This is a genomic window from Azospirillum halopraeferens DSM 3675 (genome assembly GCF_000429625.1).
Lineage (GTDB): Bacteria > Pseudomonadota > Alphaproteobacteria > Azospirillales > Azospirillaceae > Azospirillum > Azospirillum halopraeferens.
In genome coordinates, this window is record NZ_KE386929.1 from 86426 (window position 1) to 101332 (window position 14907).

Genomic DNA, 14907 nt, shown 5'->3' on the forward strand with positions numbered 1-14907 from the left:
CGTTTCAACCCACGCTCCCGCACGGGGAGCGACCGTTCGAGATCGCCCGCACTCCGCAAGAGCTGTGGGTTTCAACCCACGCTCCCGCACGGGGAGCGACCGCTCGGTCCCTTGGTACGTGCTGACCGGCTCCTACGGTTTCAACCCACGCTCCCGCACGGGGAGCGACCTCCTCCCTCCTCCTCCCTCCCTCTCCTCCTCCGTTTCAACCCACGCTCCCGCACGGGGAGCGACCTGCTTGGGGTTACTCATCTCGGAACGCCCTCGGTGGTTTCAACCCACGCTCCCGCACGGGGAGCGACCGGAATGGCTGGAGGTGGACGACCCGCTTCTCGGCGTTTCAACCCACGCTCCCGCACGGGGAGCGACCTCCGTCACCCCGCCGCCGACTGCACAGGCCCTCGGGTTTCAACCCACGCTCCCGCACGGGGAGCGACGTCACGCACAACGGCATCGACTACTACGTCAACGGGTTTCAACCCACGCTCCCGCACGGGGAGCGACTCCCTCATTCTATGCACTTGTCCAAGAACCCGAAAGTGCGGCCGTTGCGCGAACCTCCGGGGCCGCGGCGGCGGGGACCAGGGTAGCGTGGTCGGGCGTCGGAGAAAAGAGTTGCCATCCAAGGGGTTGAGGCGTACGCGAACCGGCCGGGGATTCGGCGGGTGCTCGGGGTTCGCGCGGATGGCGGCCTGCCCTATCCCGCGCCCGCCATCATCAGGCCCAGCCGGCGCTCGTCGGCGTCGGCCGGGGCCACCTCGCCGGCGATGCGGCCGTCGACCATCACCAGGATGCGGTCGGCCAGCGTCAGGATCTCCTCCAGCTCCGCCGACACCAGAAGGATCGCCTTGCCGGCATCGCGCAGGGCCAGCAGGCGTTTGTGGATGAACGCGATGGCCCCGATGTCGACGCCCCGGGTGGGCTGGCCGACCAGCAGCAGGTCGGGGTTGCGCTCGATCTCGCGGGCCAGCACCAGCTTCTGCTGGTTGCCACCGGAAAAGCCGGCCGTGGGCAGGTCGGGCGCGCGGGGGCGGACGTCGTAGGCGTCCATCAGCCCGGCGCAGTGGGCGCGCACGGCGCGGCCGTCCATCAGGACGCGGCCGTTGTACGCGGCATCGTCGTGGTAGCCGAGGATGGCGCTCTCCCGCGCCGCGAAGGCGGTGACCAGGCCGACGCGCTGGCGATCCTCCGGCACATGGGCGACGCCGCGCCGGCGCAGGGCGCGCGGGTCAAGGCGCGCCGGCGGCGCGCCGCCGAGTCGCACCGTGCCCGCCGCAGCCGGGCGCATGCCGGCCAGGGCCTCCAGCAGCTCCGACTGGCCGTTGCCGGAGACGCCGGCGATGCCGACGATCTCGCCCGCGCGCACCGTCAGGTCGACGCCGCGCACCCGCTCCACCCCGGCACCGTCGGTCACCCGCAGCCCCTCCACCGCCAGCACCACCGGCCCCGGCGCCGCAGGGCGCTTGTCCACCCGCAGCGGCACCTTGCGGCCGACCATCAGCTCCGCCAGCTCCTCCCGCCCGGTGGCGGCGGTGGCGCGCCGGGCCACCACCCGGCCGGCGCGCATCACCGTGACCGCGTCGGTCAGCTCCATGATCTCGCGCAGCTTGTGGGTGATCAGGATGACCGTCCGCCCGGCAGCGGTCAGGGCGCGCAGCACGCGGAACAGGTGGTCGGCCTCCTGCGGGGTCAGCACCCCCGTGGGCTCGTCGAGGATCAGCAGCTCGGCGCCGCGGTGGAGCGCCTTGAGGATCTCCACCCGCTGGCGCGCCCCCACCGGCAGGTCGCCCACCGGCCGGTCCGGCTCCACCTCCAGGCCGAATTCCCGCTCCAGGCGCAGCAGGTCGGCACGCGCCCGCTCCAGCCCCGGCCGCAGCCGCGCACCGCCCTCCACCCCCAGCAGCACGTTCTCCAGAACGGTGAAGGTGTCCACCAGCATGAAGTGCTGGTGCACCATGCCGATGCCGCAGGCCATGGCGTCGCGCGGGCCGGTGATGGTCACCCGGCGCCCGCCCACCCGGATCTCCCCGGCGTCGGGGCGCAGGAAGCCATAGACGATGTTCATGATCGTCGACTTGCCGGCGCCGTTCTCGCCGATGATGCCGTGGATGGTGCCGCGCTCCACCCGCAGCGACACCCCGCGGTTGGCGTGGTTGGCACCGAACCACTTGTCGATGCCCACCACCTCCAGCGCCGGTTCCCCCGCCATGGCCGCCGTGGCCCTACGGCTGGTAGGGCTGCACCGTCAGCGTGCCGGCGACGATTCGCGCCCGCGCCTCCTCCAGCGCCGCCTCCATCTCCGGCGTGACCAGCGCCCGGTTGTGCTCGTCCAGGGCATAGCCGACGCCGTCCTCGGCCAGCCCCATCACCCGGTGCCCGGCCAGGCCGGCGCCGTCGCGCGCCGCCTTGAAGCATTCGTACACCGCGACGTCCACGCGCTTGAGCATCGAGGTCAGCACCCGGCCGGGATGCAGCCCGTTCTGGTTGCTGTCCACGCCGATGCCCAGCCGGCCGGCGTCGGCGGCGGCCTGAAGCACGCCGAGGCCGGTCGCCCCGGCGGCGGCGTAGACCACGTCGGCGCCGCGGGCGAACTGGCTGCGCGCCAGCTCGGCCCCGCGCATGGGATCGTTCCAGGCGGCCGGGGTGGCGCCGGTCATGTTGGACAGCACCCGGGCGTCGGGCCGGGCATGGGTGACGCCCTGCTCGTAGCCGGTCCGGAAGTTGCGAATCAGCGGGATGTCCATGCCGCCGACGAAGCCCACTGTGCCGCTCTGCGACGCCAGGGCCGCCAGCATGCCCACGAGGAAGGAGCCCTCATGCTCCTTGAAGGTGACGGAGCGGACGTTGGGCAGGTCCACCACCCCGTCGATCAGGCAGAAGCGGGTGTCGGGAAACTCCCTGGCCACCGTTTCCACCGCCGCCGCCTGGGAGAACCCCATGGCCGCCACCACGTCGGCGCCGCGGCGCGCCAGGGTGCGCATGGCCTGTTCGCGCTGCGTCTCGCCGGTCAGTTCGACCTCGCGGTAGGCGATGCCGGTTTCCGCCCGGAACCGCTCGGCCCCCACATAGGCGGCCTCGTTGAAGGATTTGTCGAACTTGCCGCCGGTGTCGTAGACGACCCCCGGCACGAAATCCGCCGCCGTCGCCCCGCCGGTCGCCAGCATGAACCCCAACGCCGCCGCCACAAGACCTGCCCGCACCATCCCCGCCTCCCGCGCTGCCCGCCGGCCCGCCCCGGCGGTCCGGCCCGCGCGCCAGGATAATCGCCACCCCGGCCCCGCGACAGCGGAATTGCCGGCAATCAATTCGCCGCGCCAACAGTTCGCCTGCATAATAGAGTGGTGAGCGCGCTGCAATGACGCACCGTTCGGTTGTCATATTTGTCTTTCATTCATGAAATTTTTGAAACACAATCATCGGGCCGGACGAATGAGCCGGGCGCTCCGGCGCCGGCGGCGGGGCGAAGCCGGCGACGGGTGGTCATCGAGTGCGGAAGATGCTGTTTGCCGAAGCGTTGCGCGTGATCGCGGATCAATCGTCGAAGGAATCGCCCGCCATGAGTCAGGAGACGGAGGAGCAGTACCGCAGCATCTTCGAGAACGCCGTCGAGGGCATCTACCAGACCACCGTGGACGGCCGGTACCTGCGGGTGAACCCGGCGCTGGCGCGCATCTACGGCTATGACGGCCCCGAAGAACTGATCGTCAACCTGACGGACATCGCCGGCCAGCTCTATGTGGACCCCGGCCGCCGCGAAGCCTTCGGCGAACTGATGGTCCGTCAGGGCGTGGTGCACAATTTCGAGGCGCGGGTCTTCCGCCGCGACGGCTCGATCATCTGGATCTCGGAAAACGCGCGCTGCGTGCGCGGTGCCGACGGGGCCATCCGATTCTACGAGGGCACCGTCCAGGACATCACCGAGCGCAAGCAGCACGAGGAGAAGATCCGGCTGCTGGCCACCGTCTTCCTCAACGTCGCCGACGGCATCCTGATCGTCGACCCCGAGCTGATGGTCCAGGCGGTCAACCCCGCCTACACCGCGATGACCGCCTTCGAGATCGATGAGCTGGTGGGGCAGCCGCTGGTGCTCTTCCACCACGGCAGCCACGAGCGCGCCTTCATCGAGGAGATCTGGCGCACGGCCCAGCAGGCCGGCCGCTGGCAGGGCGAGATCGTCACCTTCCGCCGCTCGGGCGAGGAGTTTTCGGCGGAGATGACGGTGTCCGCCGTGCGCTCCCCCGGCGGCACGCTGGAGCATTACGTGCTCACCCTGGCCGACATCAGCCAGCGCAAATATCAGGAACACCAGATCCGCTACCAGGCGAGCTTCGACCGCCTGACTGACCTGCCGAACCGCTGGCTGGTCTGCGAACGGCTGGAGGAGGCGCTGCTGCGCGCCCAGCGCAGCCGCACCAAGGTCGCCGTCGCCTTCCTCGATCTCAACCGCTTCAAGCAGGTCAACGACACCCTGGGGCACCAGGCCGGGGACGAACTGCTGAAGATGATCGGGCGGCGCCTGCGCAACGTGACGCGCGTCGCCGACACCGTGGGGCGGCTGGGCGCCGACGAGTTCCTGGTCGTCGCCCCCGACGCCGCCGACCGCCTGTCGGGCGGGCGGCTGGCGGAGAAGATCGTCTATTCGATGAACGAGCCCTTTACCATCTTCGGGCAGGAGATCTATTGCGGCGCCTCCATCGGCGTCGCCTTCTATCCCGACGACGGCGAAACCGCCGACCAGTTGCTGCGCAACGCCGAATTGGCGATGCACCACGCCAAGCGCAATCCGGAGCAGCGCTTCGTCCTCTACGACGGCACCATGCGGGCGCAGAACGGCTATCACCTCACCCTGGAAAGCGATCTGCGCCGCGCCATCGCCACCGGCGAGTTCGAGCTGTTCTACCAGCCCAAGGTGGATCTGGCGCAACGCCGTCTGATCGGGGCGGAGGCGCTGATCCGCTGGCGCCATCCCGGCCGCGGCCTGGTGTCGCCGGCGGAGTTCATCCCCCTGGCCGAGGACACCGGCCTGATCTGGGAGATCGGTTGCTGGACCCTGTACAGCGCGGCGCGCACCATGGCGTCGTGGATCGACCGGGGATTGGAGGCCGGGGTCGTGTCGGTGAACCTGTCGGCCCGCCAGTTCCAGGACGCCCGTCTGGTCGGTCTGGTCCAGTCGGTGATCGAGGAGTCCCGCCTGCCCCCCGACCGGCTGGAGCTGGAGCTGACCGAGGGCGCCATGATCGGCGACATCGAAAAGGCGGTCGGCGTGCTGAACGGGCTGAAGGGGATCGGCGTCAAGCTGTCGATCGACGATTTCGGCACCGGCTATTCGTCGCTGGCCTATCTCAAGCGCTTCCCCATCGACACGCTGAAGATCGACCGCAGCTTCGTGCGCGACATCGTCAAGTCCTCCACCGACCCCGCCATCGTCGGCACCATCGTGAGCCTGGCGGACAGCCTGGGATTCGCCACCATCGCCGAAGGTGTGGAAACGCGGGAGCAGGCGGACATGCTGCTCCAGCAGCGCTGCACCTGCATCCAGGGCTATCTGATCAGCCGCCCGCTGGAACTCCCCGCCTTCGAAGCGTTCGTGCGCCGGCCGGGCTTGCAGATCTGAAGAGGAGGCGTGCCGGCCGGCACCGGATTCCGGTGGCCGCTTCGCCCCGCCGCCGGTAGGCTGGGCAGCGCCGTTTCCGGGGGAAGAGGATTCATGCCGCGCCTGCTGCTCGTCCTTTGGGTCATCGTCGCGCTCGCCCTGCCCCTGCCGGCCGCGGCGGCAGGGGCGGCACAGGTGCTGCTGTACGAGGCGGTGCCCGCCGTCGGCGGCGACGCCCCGGCGGCGGCCCCTTATGCGCAGCGCGAGGCGCTGACCGGCCGGGTCGCGCGGGAGGTCGTGCCGGGCGTTCTCGCCGCTCTCGGCGTGGCGCCGGAAGCGGCGTCGACCAGCGCCACCTTCGGTGGCTGGCAACGGCGCACCAACCCGACCCTCGCCACCACCCTGGACCTGCCCGACCCCGACGCCGACCGGGTGGCGGCGGCCCTGGGATGGGTGCTGCGCCAGGACAGCGTCCTGGTGGCGGAGATCCCCGACCGCGAGCAGGGGGCCACCCGCTACGTCATCCTGCGCGTCGCCGAGGGGGCCCTGACCCCGAACCTGGGGCAGGCCTTCTTCGAGTTGCTGGCGGACATTCATCCCGGCATGGGCGGCGGCTACACCGCGCTCGGCGATTCGCTGCTGTTCCTGAACCTGCGCGACGGGACGGGTACGCCCTACAGCGGGCTCGACGACGCGTCCTTCGCGGCGGCGCTGGGCATGGCCGTCGACCTGTTCACCTACACCAAGCCGAAACTGTATGATTCCGGCCGGGCCGACGCCCGGCTGATCGGGAACGACTGGAGCGCGCATCCCGACGGGGCGGCCTATGCCGCCATCATCGGGCCGGATGCGCTGGACGCTCTGCGGCCCCTGCGAACCCGCGTCGACGCGCTGCTGCGCGACGCCGCCACCCCGCCCTGATGCCCCTGACGATGCGGTTGCCCATGCCCCGACTGACCCGCCGCCGTTTCCTCGCCCTGACGCTGGCGTCGGCCGCCGCGGCCCCGGCCGGCCGGTCCGGCGGTGCGGCGGCCGCCGGGATGGCACCGGCGCTGATCTATGCGGTCGGCCAGAAGTTCGACAAGAGCTTCAACGAAGGGGCCTACCACGGCGCGCAGGCCTTCACGGCCGAAACCGGCATCGGCGTGATCGAGGCGCAGCCGCAGGCGGTCGCCCAGTTCGCGCAGACCGTGAACGCGGCGGTGCGCCGCGGCGCAACCGACGTTGTGGTCATCGGCTTCTATTACGCCACGCCGCTGGCCGAGGTCGCCGACCGCCACCCGACGGTCCGCTTCACCATCGTCGACGCCGTGGTGGACCGGCCCAACGTGCAGTCCGTCGTGTTCAAGGAGCAGGAGGGATCGTTCCTCGTCGGCGTGCTCGCCGCGCTGGCGTCGAAGACCGGGACGATCGGCTTCATCGGGGCCATGGACATCCCGCTGCTGCGCAAGTTCATCGCCGGGTTCGAGCAGGGGGCGCGCCACGCCCGTCCCGACGTGCGCACCCTGGTCAACTTCGTCGGCGCGACACCGGACGCCTTCAACGATCCGGCGACCGGCGCGGAGGTGGCGCGCAGCCAGTTCGAACGGGGCGCCGACGTGGTGTTCGCCGGTGCGGGAACGTCCAATTTCGGCATCTTCTCGGCCGCCCGCGACGCCGGCCGCCTGGCCATCGGGGTGGATGCCAACCAGAACCCGCTGCAGCCCGGCACCATCCTCACCTCGATGCTCAAGCGCACCGACGAGGCGGTGAAGCGCGCGCTGCACGCCGCCCGCGACGGCACCTGGACGCCCGGCGTCCGGTCCCTGGGGCTGGAGGAGGGGGCGGTCGACTACGCCGTGGACGAGCACAACCGCCCGCTTCTCTCCCCGGCCATGGTGGAGGCGGCGGAGCAGGCCCGCCGCGCCATCATCGAAGGGCGCATCACCGTGGCCGTGCCGTAATCACGGCCGCGCCACGATCACGGCACCGTGCACAACACCCGGTCGCTGACGCGCATGTTCTCGCGCGCAGCCGCGCGGCGCGCCTCGTCCGCGTCGGCCCAGTGGCTCCGCCCGCCCAGCACCGTCAACTCACCGTTGCGCATCGCCACGTACAAGCCGGTCCGGCCCAAATTCACGATCCGCACCATCGCATTCCTCCCTCACCCGATGCGCAAGTCGCATAAAGTTTTATATGTTTCCATGAAGAACCCGCCGGCTTTGTTTATCACCCACATCGGCAATCGGCGAAGTTCTTTGTATAGAGACTGACCGAACAACCAAGGAACCGTCAAGCGGCGAATAGTCAATCCGCCGAAAGTAATGATCTACATTTTTGTTGAATGCGGTTGAATCCGCGCGGGCGAACGCGTCATGATCGTGACAATCCCGTGACCCTCCCCGCCGACCGCGGGCGGAACGGGCCGTCACAACCCGCGAACGCCCTCCCCCGATGGGATCTCCGCCCCGCTTCCGCGCCGCCGCCGGCTCCTGGCCGATCCTCGCGGTTCTCGCCGCCGTCAGCATCCTCAGCTACGCCGCGCTCGTCGCCGCCGGCCTGTGGCGGGACTATGAGCGCACCGTCGCGGAGGCGGAGCGCCATACGCTCGGCACCGTGCGGCTGGTCGCCGGCCTGCTGACGGCCACGGTTGCGGACATCGACCATCAGGCGGCGGATCTGCTGACGAACGCCGCAACGACCGGCGTCGTCGGACCGCTGCCGGAGCCGCTGGCGGCGCTTGCCGCCACGTCCGGCCGGGGGGAGCACCTGTCCGGCCCGGCCCCTCTCGCCACCCGCCTCGACCCGCACCGGGCCGACCGCGTGTCGCTGGTGCATGACGAGCGGATCGGCTGGATGGTCGTGTTCCGCCGGTCGCCGCCGGGGGTGGACGGGCGCGTCGCGGTCGCCGTCCCCGTCCGGGCGCTCCGCCGCATGCTCGATCCCGTCACGCCGCCCCCCGGCGGCCACATCGGCCTGGCGCTCGCCGATGGAACCCCGGTGTCTGGCGACCCCGGCGCGGCGCCGGTCGCCGGCGCGGAGCCGTTCGCGGATGCCCTGGCGCGGCACCCCTTCGGCACGGTGTGGACCGGGGACCGCGACAGCGTGCTCGTGGCCTACGACAGCGTGCGCACGGCACCGCTGGTCGTCACCATGACGATTCCCCGGGCTCCGGTGGTCGAGGGCTGGCGGCGCAGCGCCGCCGACGCGGCACGGGCCGGGGCGGTGGTGGGAATCGTGGTGCCCGTTCTGCTGGTGGTGCTGTTCCGCTGGATGCGCCGCGTGCAGGCGGCCGAAGAGGCGCGGCGGGCGGCGGAACGGGCCAACCGCGCGAAATCCGATTTCCTGGCGCTGATGAGCCATGAGCTGCGCACGCCGCTGAACACCGTGCTGGGCTTCGCCGAGATGATCCGCGACCGCGCCTGGGGGCCCCACGCGATCGACCGCTATGCGGAGTATGCGGCCGACATCCATGCGGCCGGCACCCACCTGCTGTCGCTGTTGAACGACGTGCTCGACCTCGCCAAGATCGAGGCCGGGCGGATGACGCTGACGCCGGAACCGGTGGACCCCGCGGCCCTGGCCGACGCCTGCCTGCGCCTGAACGCGGGCCAGGCCCGGGCCTCCGCCGTGACCGTCACCGCCGAGATAACACCCGACGCCGGGACGCTGCACGCCGACCCCCGCGCCCTGCGCCAGATCGTCGTGAACCTCCTGTCCAACGCCTGCAAGTTCACGCCCCGCGGCGGCTCGGTCCGCCTGGTCATCGACCGGCGGCCGGACGGCGGCTGCCGCGTGACGGTGGCCGATACGGGGATCGGCATGACGCCGGAGGGAATCACCAGGTCCCTGCAACGGTTCGGTCAGGCCCACGACCCTTCGATCGGTTCCGGCGTTGGAACCGGGTTGGGCCTGCCCCTGGCCAAGGGGCTGGTCGAACTGCACGGCGGCACCCTGTCCATCGACAGCGAGCCGGGCCGCGGCACGACCGTGACCCTCGACTTTCCACCCGCCCCCTGACGGGCGGGCCGGGCGATCAGCAGGGCGCCCCTTCGAAGCTGCGGAAGCGCAGGTCCGCGGGCGTCGCGGTGCGCCGGTGCGCCCCGGCGGCAACGGCACGGGAACGCAGCATGTCGAGATAGGCGGCGGCCCATTCCAGAGCCTCGGCGCGGGAGCCGGGCTCCACCGAGCAGGACGCCTCGAAGATCACGTCCAGACACTCCTCGTCATCGAACAGGTCGATGTGCGCGGCGTCGATCACGGTCCTGACGGAAGCGGGCATCGTCACAAAGGCCGCAGTGGACATCGTTCGGTTCCTTTCCCTGTCGTCTTGCACCGTCGACGCTAGCGCCACCGCGCCGGACCGGTCAATCAAGGCAATGGTCAAGGGTAGGACTCGATACCACAAGCGGGTCCTATGACCGCCGATGCCGTCGCTTACGACTCCGGATCCGGGTCCGGGCGTGCCCTGCCGCACAATGGACTCTCCCGGCGGTCCTATGCCGTTTCATGGATGCACGGCCGATGTCCCTGCCGAACAGCCGGGGCAGGCATTGGCTATACTTCCTTTTCCGGCGTTCCACGCAACCAAAAGCGGACTCGTTGCTCCACCAAATCGCGGTTATCTCCTTGGTGGCGGACAAGGCGCCCCTTCCGACGTCCACCCGACGGGGGCGCCGGGCCGCGAATGACAGGGTTTCTTCATCCATGACAGCAGGTGAATCGCGATGAACGCCGCACATGTTTTCCTCATCGACACCAACCGGCTCTTCCGCGAGGGGATGAAGCGGCTGTTCGACAATTCCCCCTACCGCGTGGTCGGCGAGGCCGGCAGCGCCCGCGACGCCCTTGCCGCCATCGAGGCGGCGCCGGTCCATCCGGACCTGGTCGTCGTCGATCCCGGTGCCGGCGGCGATGAGGTGGAGGTGCTGCGCACCCTGCGCGCCCGTCTGACGCAATCGCGCATCGTCGTCCTGGCCGACGCCCTGAGCACCCACCGCCTGGCCGAGGCGCTGAACGCCGGCGTCGATGGCTATCTCACCAAGGACATCGCGTCGGAATCGCTGATGCAGTCGCTGAAGCTGGTGATGATCGGCGAGAAGGTGTTCCCCACCCATCTGGCCGCCATGCTGATCGGCGGCAGCGAGCTGGAGGTGCACGTCCCGGTCAGCCGCAAGGGGCTGTCCCCGCGCGAGATCCAGATCCTGCGCTGCCTGCTGAACGGCAATTCCAACAAGATGATCGCCAACCACCTGCACATCACCGAAGCGACCGTGAAGGTCCACCTCAAGAGCCTGCTGCGCAAGATCAACGCCTCCAACCGCACCCAGGCGGCGATCTGGGCCATGAACAACGGCATCGGCGAACAGCCCGCCGCCGCCGTGGCCGACGTCACGCACTGACCCCGTGCTGCCGGCGGTTCCTACAGCCGCCGCAGGGCCGCCGCCACCGCGTCCGTCACCGCCTCCCAGTTGCCGGGGGCGGGCTGGCGGAACAGGCGCATGGTCGGATACCAGGGGCTGTCGTCCCGCTCCACCATCCAGCGCCAGTCCGCCTCGTAGCGCAGCAGGGTCCACACCGGCACGGCCATCGCGCCGGCCAGGTGCGCCACCACCGTGTCGACCGACACCACCAGGTCGCACGCCAGCATCGCCGCCGCCGTGTCGCGCAGATCGTCGCTGCGCGGCCCGCGGTCGCAGAAGGCGAGACGGCGCAGCCCCTCGGCCAGGGCGGGACCCCGCTGCAGACACACCCAGTCGATGCCCGGCAGCCCCGTCAGCCGCGACGCCAGGGCCGGCGGCAGGGAGCGCAGACCGCCGTCCCACGCCCCGGCCGCCCAGGCCAGTCCGATCCGCAGCCGGGCCCGCCCGGTCATGCCCGCGGCCTGCCGCCGCACCCGGTCCCGGGTCACCGCCGGGAAGGGAACCACCGCCGGCACCGTCGCCGGCGTGGTGCGGAAGGCGTGGAGCAGCTCCATCACCTCCGTCTGCACGTCGTACCGCGGCAGAGCGACATCGTCGCCCTGCGGCAGCAGGGCGGACACGCCGGGCAGCCCGGCCAGCAGAGGCAGGGCGGCGTCCGGCGCCTGCACGGCGACGCCGCGCGCGCGGCGCGCCAGCAGGGGCAGATAGCGGGCGAACTGCACGATGTCACCCAGCCCGTGATAGCACCGTACCAGCACCCGGCGCCCGTCGAAGGGCCGGCCGTCCCACACCGCGCGCTCGTGGAAGGGCCGGTCGCCCCGGTTGAAGGCGTCACGCGGCGTGCGCCGCAGCACCAGGTCGCTGATCGCCAGGGCGTGCGTGAACTCCCCCAGCATCATGTGCGCCGCCCAGCGCTCACCGCCCGTTTCCAGCGGGTCGACGCCGAGCGCCAGCGCCCGCCCGTGCAGGGCCAGGCAGGCGTGCAGCCGGCGGCGGCGGAACAGGATGCCGGCTCGCTCGACCAGGGCGCGGATTTCGGCGGTGACATCCGGACGGGCGTACACGGCCATCGTTTCCTTTCGGACAACCACGATGGCAGGCAACGCGTCCACCCCCCCGCCGGTTCATTCACCTTTTCGAAGGGGTGGAGGGCGGAGGATCGGCCGGAAGGCCGGCGGAGGGGAACGCCGGCCACCCCCCGGCGTTGAGCCGGGGATGGAGACGGGAGGGCCGCGGCACATGGGAGAGGACGCCATCCTTCAGCGCGACACCCTGGCGGTGCCGGTCACCATTCGCCTGTGCCGGGAAACGGACCTGCCGGCCCTGGAGTGGTTCGGCGAATTCACCCCGCACCGTGAGATCATCCGCCGCACCTTCGCCACGCAGGCCAGGGGCGACGGCAGCATGGTGCTGGCCGACGTCAACGGCTTTCCCGCCGGCCAGGTGTGGATCGACTACGAACGCAAGCGCCACCTGCGCCGGGCCACCATCTGGGCGGTGCGGGTCTTCCCGGCCTTCCGGCGCTGCGGCATCGGCACCCGGCTGATGCTGGCGGCGGAAAGGCTGGTGACGGCGCGCGGCGTTGACGAGATCGAACTGGGAATCGACCGGGACAACTTAGGCGTGATCCACTTCTACGAACGGCTGGGCTACGAGCCCTCCGGAACCGAGCGGGGCACCTACAGCTATCGCACCCCCGACGGACGCACGGTCGATGTGGCCATTGACCAGATCCTCCTGCACAAGCGGCTGAACGACCGCCACACCCGCCACGCCGCCCAATGAAAAGAGGGGCTGCCGCGGCTGCCGATTCCGCACTGCCGAAGGGGCCGCCGCCGTGCTAGGGTCGCCGCCGATCGCCCGCGGGGGCGTGATTCCCACAGGGTTTCCGGCACCATGCGTCTTCGTCCCTTGCTTCTCGGCGCCGCCCTGATCCTGGCTGCCTGCCAGCCGGGGAACCGGGTCGCCGCCGTTCCGCCGCCGCCGCCCGCTCCGCTGCCCACCGCTCCCGGCCTGGAACCGGTGGCGGGCACCTGGGCGGTGGACCGCGCCACGGCACTTTACGCCGCCCCCACCGCGGGATCGGCGGTGATCGCCCGGATGGGACCGGGACAGCCGGTCACCGTACTCGGCCGGGCGCGGGGCACCGACTGGATCGCGGTGTCAACGGGCAGCGGCACCGCCTACGTCCGCCTGCACCTGCTGCGCCTGCGGGACGACACCAACACCAACCGCGGTCCGGTGGTGATGCCCCGGCCGGCCGACCAGTCCGGCCCCGCGGTCCGCGCCGCTCCCCGCGGTCGGATCGACGCGGCGCCGCTGCCGGCCTCCTGACCGGCGACCCGCGGAACCGCAAAAAAGACGCCGGCACGGTGGACGCCCCGTCCGCCATGGCCGACACTGGCGGGACGGGGCGACCGCACCCGGCCGGAACCGGTGCGACCGGCCGGCCGTTCGGTTGCTGCCGCAAGGGGCGCCTGAAGGGAGGAAACCCGCAAATGCAGATCAAGATCCTGGCTCTGGTGCTGGCCGGCGGGAAGGGAACCCGCCTCCACCCCCTGACGGTGGAACGGGCCAAGCCCGCCGTGCCGTTCGGCGGGAAGTACCGCATCATCGATTTCGTGCTGTCGAACCTGGTGAACTCGGGCGTCTACTCGATCTACGTGATGACCCAGTTCAAGAGCCAGTCGCTGATCCAGCACCTGCGCGACGGCTGGCAGTTCGGCGGCATGCTGACCAACCAGTTCATCGTCCCCGTGCCGGCGCAGATGCGCACGGAAGGCGAGGAATGGTACCGCGGCACGGCCGACGCCGTGTTCCAGAACGCCAACCTGATCGAACAGTCGGAGCCCGACCTGGTCCTGCTGTTCGGCGCCGATCACGTCTACCGCATGAACGTGCGCTCGATGATCGAGTACCATCTGGAACACAAGGCCGACGTCACCATCTCCGCCCTGCCCGTGGATCGCAGGCACGCCGGGGAGTTCGGCGTGCTGCAGGTGGACTCCGACCGGCGAATCACCGGCTTCATCGAGAAGCGCGCCGACGCCCCCACCATTCCCGGCCGGCCCGACCAGGTGCTGGCGTCCATGGGCAACTACATCTTCTCGCGCCAGTGCCTGCTGCAAATGGTTTATGAGGACGCGGCGCGCAGCGACAGCAGCCATGATTTCGGCAAGGACATCCTGCCCCGCCTGGTCGGCACCTCGGCCATGTACGCCTACGACTTCGCCACCAACCGCATCCCCGGCCAGGCGGCCAGCCAGCCCGCCTACTGGCGCGACGTCGGCACCCTGGACGCCTATTACGAAGCCAACATGGACATGCGGGCCATCGAACCGCCCATCGACATCTACAACCGCGCCTGGCCGTTGCGCACCGCCAGCTATTCCGACCCGCCGGCCAAGTTCGCCTTCGACGATGACGGCCGGCGCGGGCAGGCCATCGATTCTGTCCTGTCGGGCGGCACCATCATCTCCGGTGCGACGGTGCGCCGGTCGGTGCTCGGCCGCTACGTGCGGGTGCATTCGTTCACCACCCTGGAGGACAGCATCGTCTTCGACAATGTGGAGATCGGCCGCAACTGCCGCATCCGCCGGGCCATCATCGAGAAGAACGTGCACATCCCGGCCGACACGGTGATCGGCTATGACGAGGCTGAGGACCGACGGCGCTACCACGTCTCGGACAGCGGAATCGTCGTCATCCCCGGTCCGCGCTCGCCGGTCAGCCTGACCACTATGACCGTATGACAGCTTGCGCGGGCAGCCGGGCATGCCGATGGGATACATCCTTCGCCCGGCCCCCGTGCAGGCCCGGGCGGCGCTATAACCATTGGAACGCTTCCCCCTCGTCGCGGTGACGCTAAGCTTCCGACGATAGAAAGTACCTGCCCGTCCCCGACGCAAACCG

13 protein-coding genes and 1 CRISPR repeat array are annotated in these 14907 nt (G+C 70.5%); of the genes, 8 read left to right on the forward strand and 5 right to left on the reverse strand.

Annotated features, from left to right (window positions below):
• Position 1: 1 nt before the first annotated feature.
• A CRISPR array of direct repeats spans positions 2-505; the repeat unit is 33 nt; unit sequence GTTTCAACCCACGCTCCCGCACGGGGAGCGACC.
• A gap of 192 nt (positions 506-697) precedes the next feature.
• Together G472_RS0129170 and G472_RS0129175 are read right to left on the reverse strand one after the other, a co-directional pair.
• On the reverse strand, positions 698-2209 hold the full coding sequence (locus tag G472_RS0129170; RefSeq protein WP_029011222.1) for an ABC transporter ATP-binding protein: 1512 nt from the start codon (positions 2207-2209) through the stop codon (positions 698-700).
• A 13-nt stretch (positions 2210-2222) separates the two neighbouring features.
• The gene (locus G472_RS0129175; protein WP_029011223.1) at positions 2223-3203 is read right to left on the reverse strand and encodes a BMP family lipoprotein; all 981 of its coding nucleotides are present in this window, start codon (positions 3201-3203) and stop codon (positions 2223-2225) included.
• Positions 3204-3556: 353 nt separating this feature from the next.
• Here G472_RS0129175 and G472_RS0129180 point away from each other — a divergent pair, with 353 nt between their 5' ends.
• From G472_RS0129180 to G472_RS0129190, 3 genes are all read left to right on the forward strand, one after another.
• The gene (locus G472_RS0129180; RefSeq protein ID WP_035694205.1) at positions 3557-5614 is read left to right on the forward strand and encodes a putative bifunctional diguanylate cyclase/phosphodiesterase; all 2058 of its coding nucleotides are present in this window, start codon (positions 3557-3559) and stop codon (positions 5612-5614) included.
• A gap of 93 nt (positions 5615-5707) precedes the next feature.
• A complete protein-coding gene (locus G472_RS37745; protein ID WP_051341553.1) occupies positions 5708-6514 on the forward strand; it encodes a hypothetical protein in 807 nt (268 codons plus the stop codon).
• Between the two features lie 23 nt (positions 6515-6537).
• Positions 6538-7536, forward strand: a complete 999-nt coding sequence (locus G472_RS0129190) for a BMP family lipoprotein (protein WP_029011225.1) — start codon at positions 6538-6540, stop codon at positions 7534-7536.
• A 17-nt stretch (positions 7537-7553) separates the two neighbouring features.
• On the opposite strand, the gene G472_RS39620 is transcribed toward G472_RS0129190, so the two are convergent.
• Positions 7554-7724, reverse strand: a complete 171-nt coding sequence (locus tag G472_RS39620; RefSeq protein ID WP_169732867.1) for a hypothetical protein — start codon at positions 7722-7724, stop codon at positions 7554-7556.
• Between the two features lie 302 nt (positions 7725-8026).
• Here G472_RS39620 and G472_RS37750 point away from each other — a divergent pair, with 302 nt between their 5' ends.
• A complete protein-coding gene (locus G472_RS37750) occupies positions 8027-9592 on the forward strand; it encodes a sensor histidine kinase (protein WP_051341555.1) in 1566 nt (521 codons plus the stop codon).
• 16 nt (positions 9593-9608) lie between these two features.
• Here G472_RS37750 and G472_RS0129205 read toward each other — a convergent pair whose 3' ends face one another.
• Positions 9609-9878: a hypothetical protein gene (locus tag G472_RS0129205; protein WP_029011226.1), complete on the reverse strand. Its 270-nt coding sequence runs from the start codon at positions 9876-9878 to the stop codon at positions 9609-9611.
• 421 nt (positions 9879-10299) lie between these two features.
• On the opposite strand from G472_RS0129205, the gene G472_RS0129210 reads away from it, so the two are divergent.
• Positions 10300-10974, forward strand: a complete 675-nt coding sequence (locus G472_RS0129210) for a LuxR C-terminal-related transcriptional regulator (RefSeq protein ID WP_029011227.1) — start codon at positions 10300-10302, stop codon at positions 10972-10974.
• Positions 10975-10994: 20 nt separating this feature from the next.
• Here G472_RS0129210 and G472_RS36355 read toward each other — a convergent pair whose 3' ends face one another.
• The gene (locus G472_RS36355) at positions 10995-12059 is read right to left on the reverse strand and encodes a glycosyltransferase family 9 protein (protein WP_156927299.1); all 1065 of its coding nucleotides are present in this window, start codon (positions 12057-12059) and stop codon (positions 10995-10997) included.
• Positions 12060-12234: 175 nt separating this feature from the next.
• Between G472_RS36355 and G472_RS36360 the strand changes: the two genes are divergently transcribed.
• The 3 genes from G472_RS36360 (at position 12235) to glgC (ending at position 14747) form a co-directional block, all read left to right on the forward strand.
• On the forward strand, positions 12235-12780 hold the full coding sequence (locus tag G472_RS36360; protein WP_035694180.1) for a GNAT family N-acetyltransferase: 546 nt from the start codon (positions 12235-12237) through the stop codon (positions 12778-12780).
• Positions 12781-12891: 111 nt separating this feature from the next.
• Positions 12892-13329 carry an SH3 domain-containing protein gene (locus G472_RS0129225; RefSeq protein WP_029011228.1) on the forward strand — a complete coding sequence of 146 codons (438 nt, stop codon included), beginning with the start codon at positions 12892-12894 and terminating at the stop codon, positions 13327-13329.
• A gap of 164 nt (positions 13330-13493) precedes the next feature.
• Positions 13494-14747, forward strand: a complete 1254-nt coding sequence (glgC, locus tag G472_RS0129230; RefSeq protein ID WP_029011229.1) for a glucose-1-phosphate adenylyltransferase — start codon at positions 13494-13496, stop codon at positions 14745-14747.
• The last annotated feature ends 160 nt before the right edge of the window (positions 14748-14907 follow it).

What these genes read in the sequence shown, in the direction of transcription:
- G472_RS0129175 (WP_029011223.1), bottom strand. Translation starts at nt 3,203, where the DNA reads ATGGTGCGGGCAGGTCTTGTGGCGGCGGCGTTGGGGTTCATGCTGGCG.
- G472_RS37745 (WP_051341553.1), top strand. Translation starts at nt 5,708, where the DNA reads ATGCCGCGCCTGCTGCTCGTCCTTTGGGTCATCGTCGCGCTCGCCCTG.
- G472_RS0129170 (WP_029011222.1), bottom strand. Translation starts at nt 2,209, where the DNA reads ATGGCGGGGGAACCGGCGCTGGAGGTGGTGGGCATCGACAAGTGGTTC.
- G472_RS0129205 (WP_029011226.1), bottom strand. Translation starts at nt 9,878, where the DNA reads ATGTCCACTGCGGCCTTTGTGACGATGCCCGCTTCCGTCAGGACCGTG.
- G472_RS0129180 (WP_035694205.1), top strand. Translation starts at nt 3,557, where the DNA reads ATGAGTCAGGAGACGGAGGAGCAGTACCGCAGCATCTTCGAGAACGCC.
- G472_RS0129225 (WP_029011228.1), top strand. Translation starts at nt 12,892, where the DNA reads ATGCGTCTTCGTCCCTTGCTTCTCGGCGCCGCCCTGATCCTGGCTGCC.
- G472_RS0129210 (WP_029011227.1), top strand. Translation starts at nt 10,300, where the DNA reads ATGAACGCCGCACATGTTTTCCTCATCGACACCAACCGGCTCTTCCGC.
- G472_RS36360 (WP_035694180.1), top strand. Translation starts at nt 12,235, where the DNA reads ATGGGAGAGGACGCCATCCTTCAGCGCGACACCCTGGCGGTGCCGGTC.
- G472_RS37750 (WP_051341555.1), top strand. Translation starts at nt 8,027, where the DNA reads ATGGGATCTCCGCCCCGCTTCCGCGCCGCCGCCGGCTCCTGGCCGATC.
- G472_RS39620 (WP_169732867.1), bottom strand. Translation starts at nt 7,724, where the DNA reads ATGGTGCGGATCGTGAATTTGGGCCGGACCGGCTTGTACGTGGCGATG.
- G472_RS0129190 (WP_029011225.1), top strand. Translation starts at nt 6,538, where the DNA reads ATGCCCCGACTGACCCGCCGCCGTTTCCTCGCCCTGACGCTGGCGTCG.
- glgC (WP_029011229.1), top strand. Translation starts at nt 13,494, where the DNA reads ATGCAGATCAAGATCCTGGCTCTGGTGCTGGCCGGCGGGAAGGGAACC.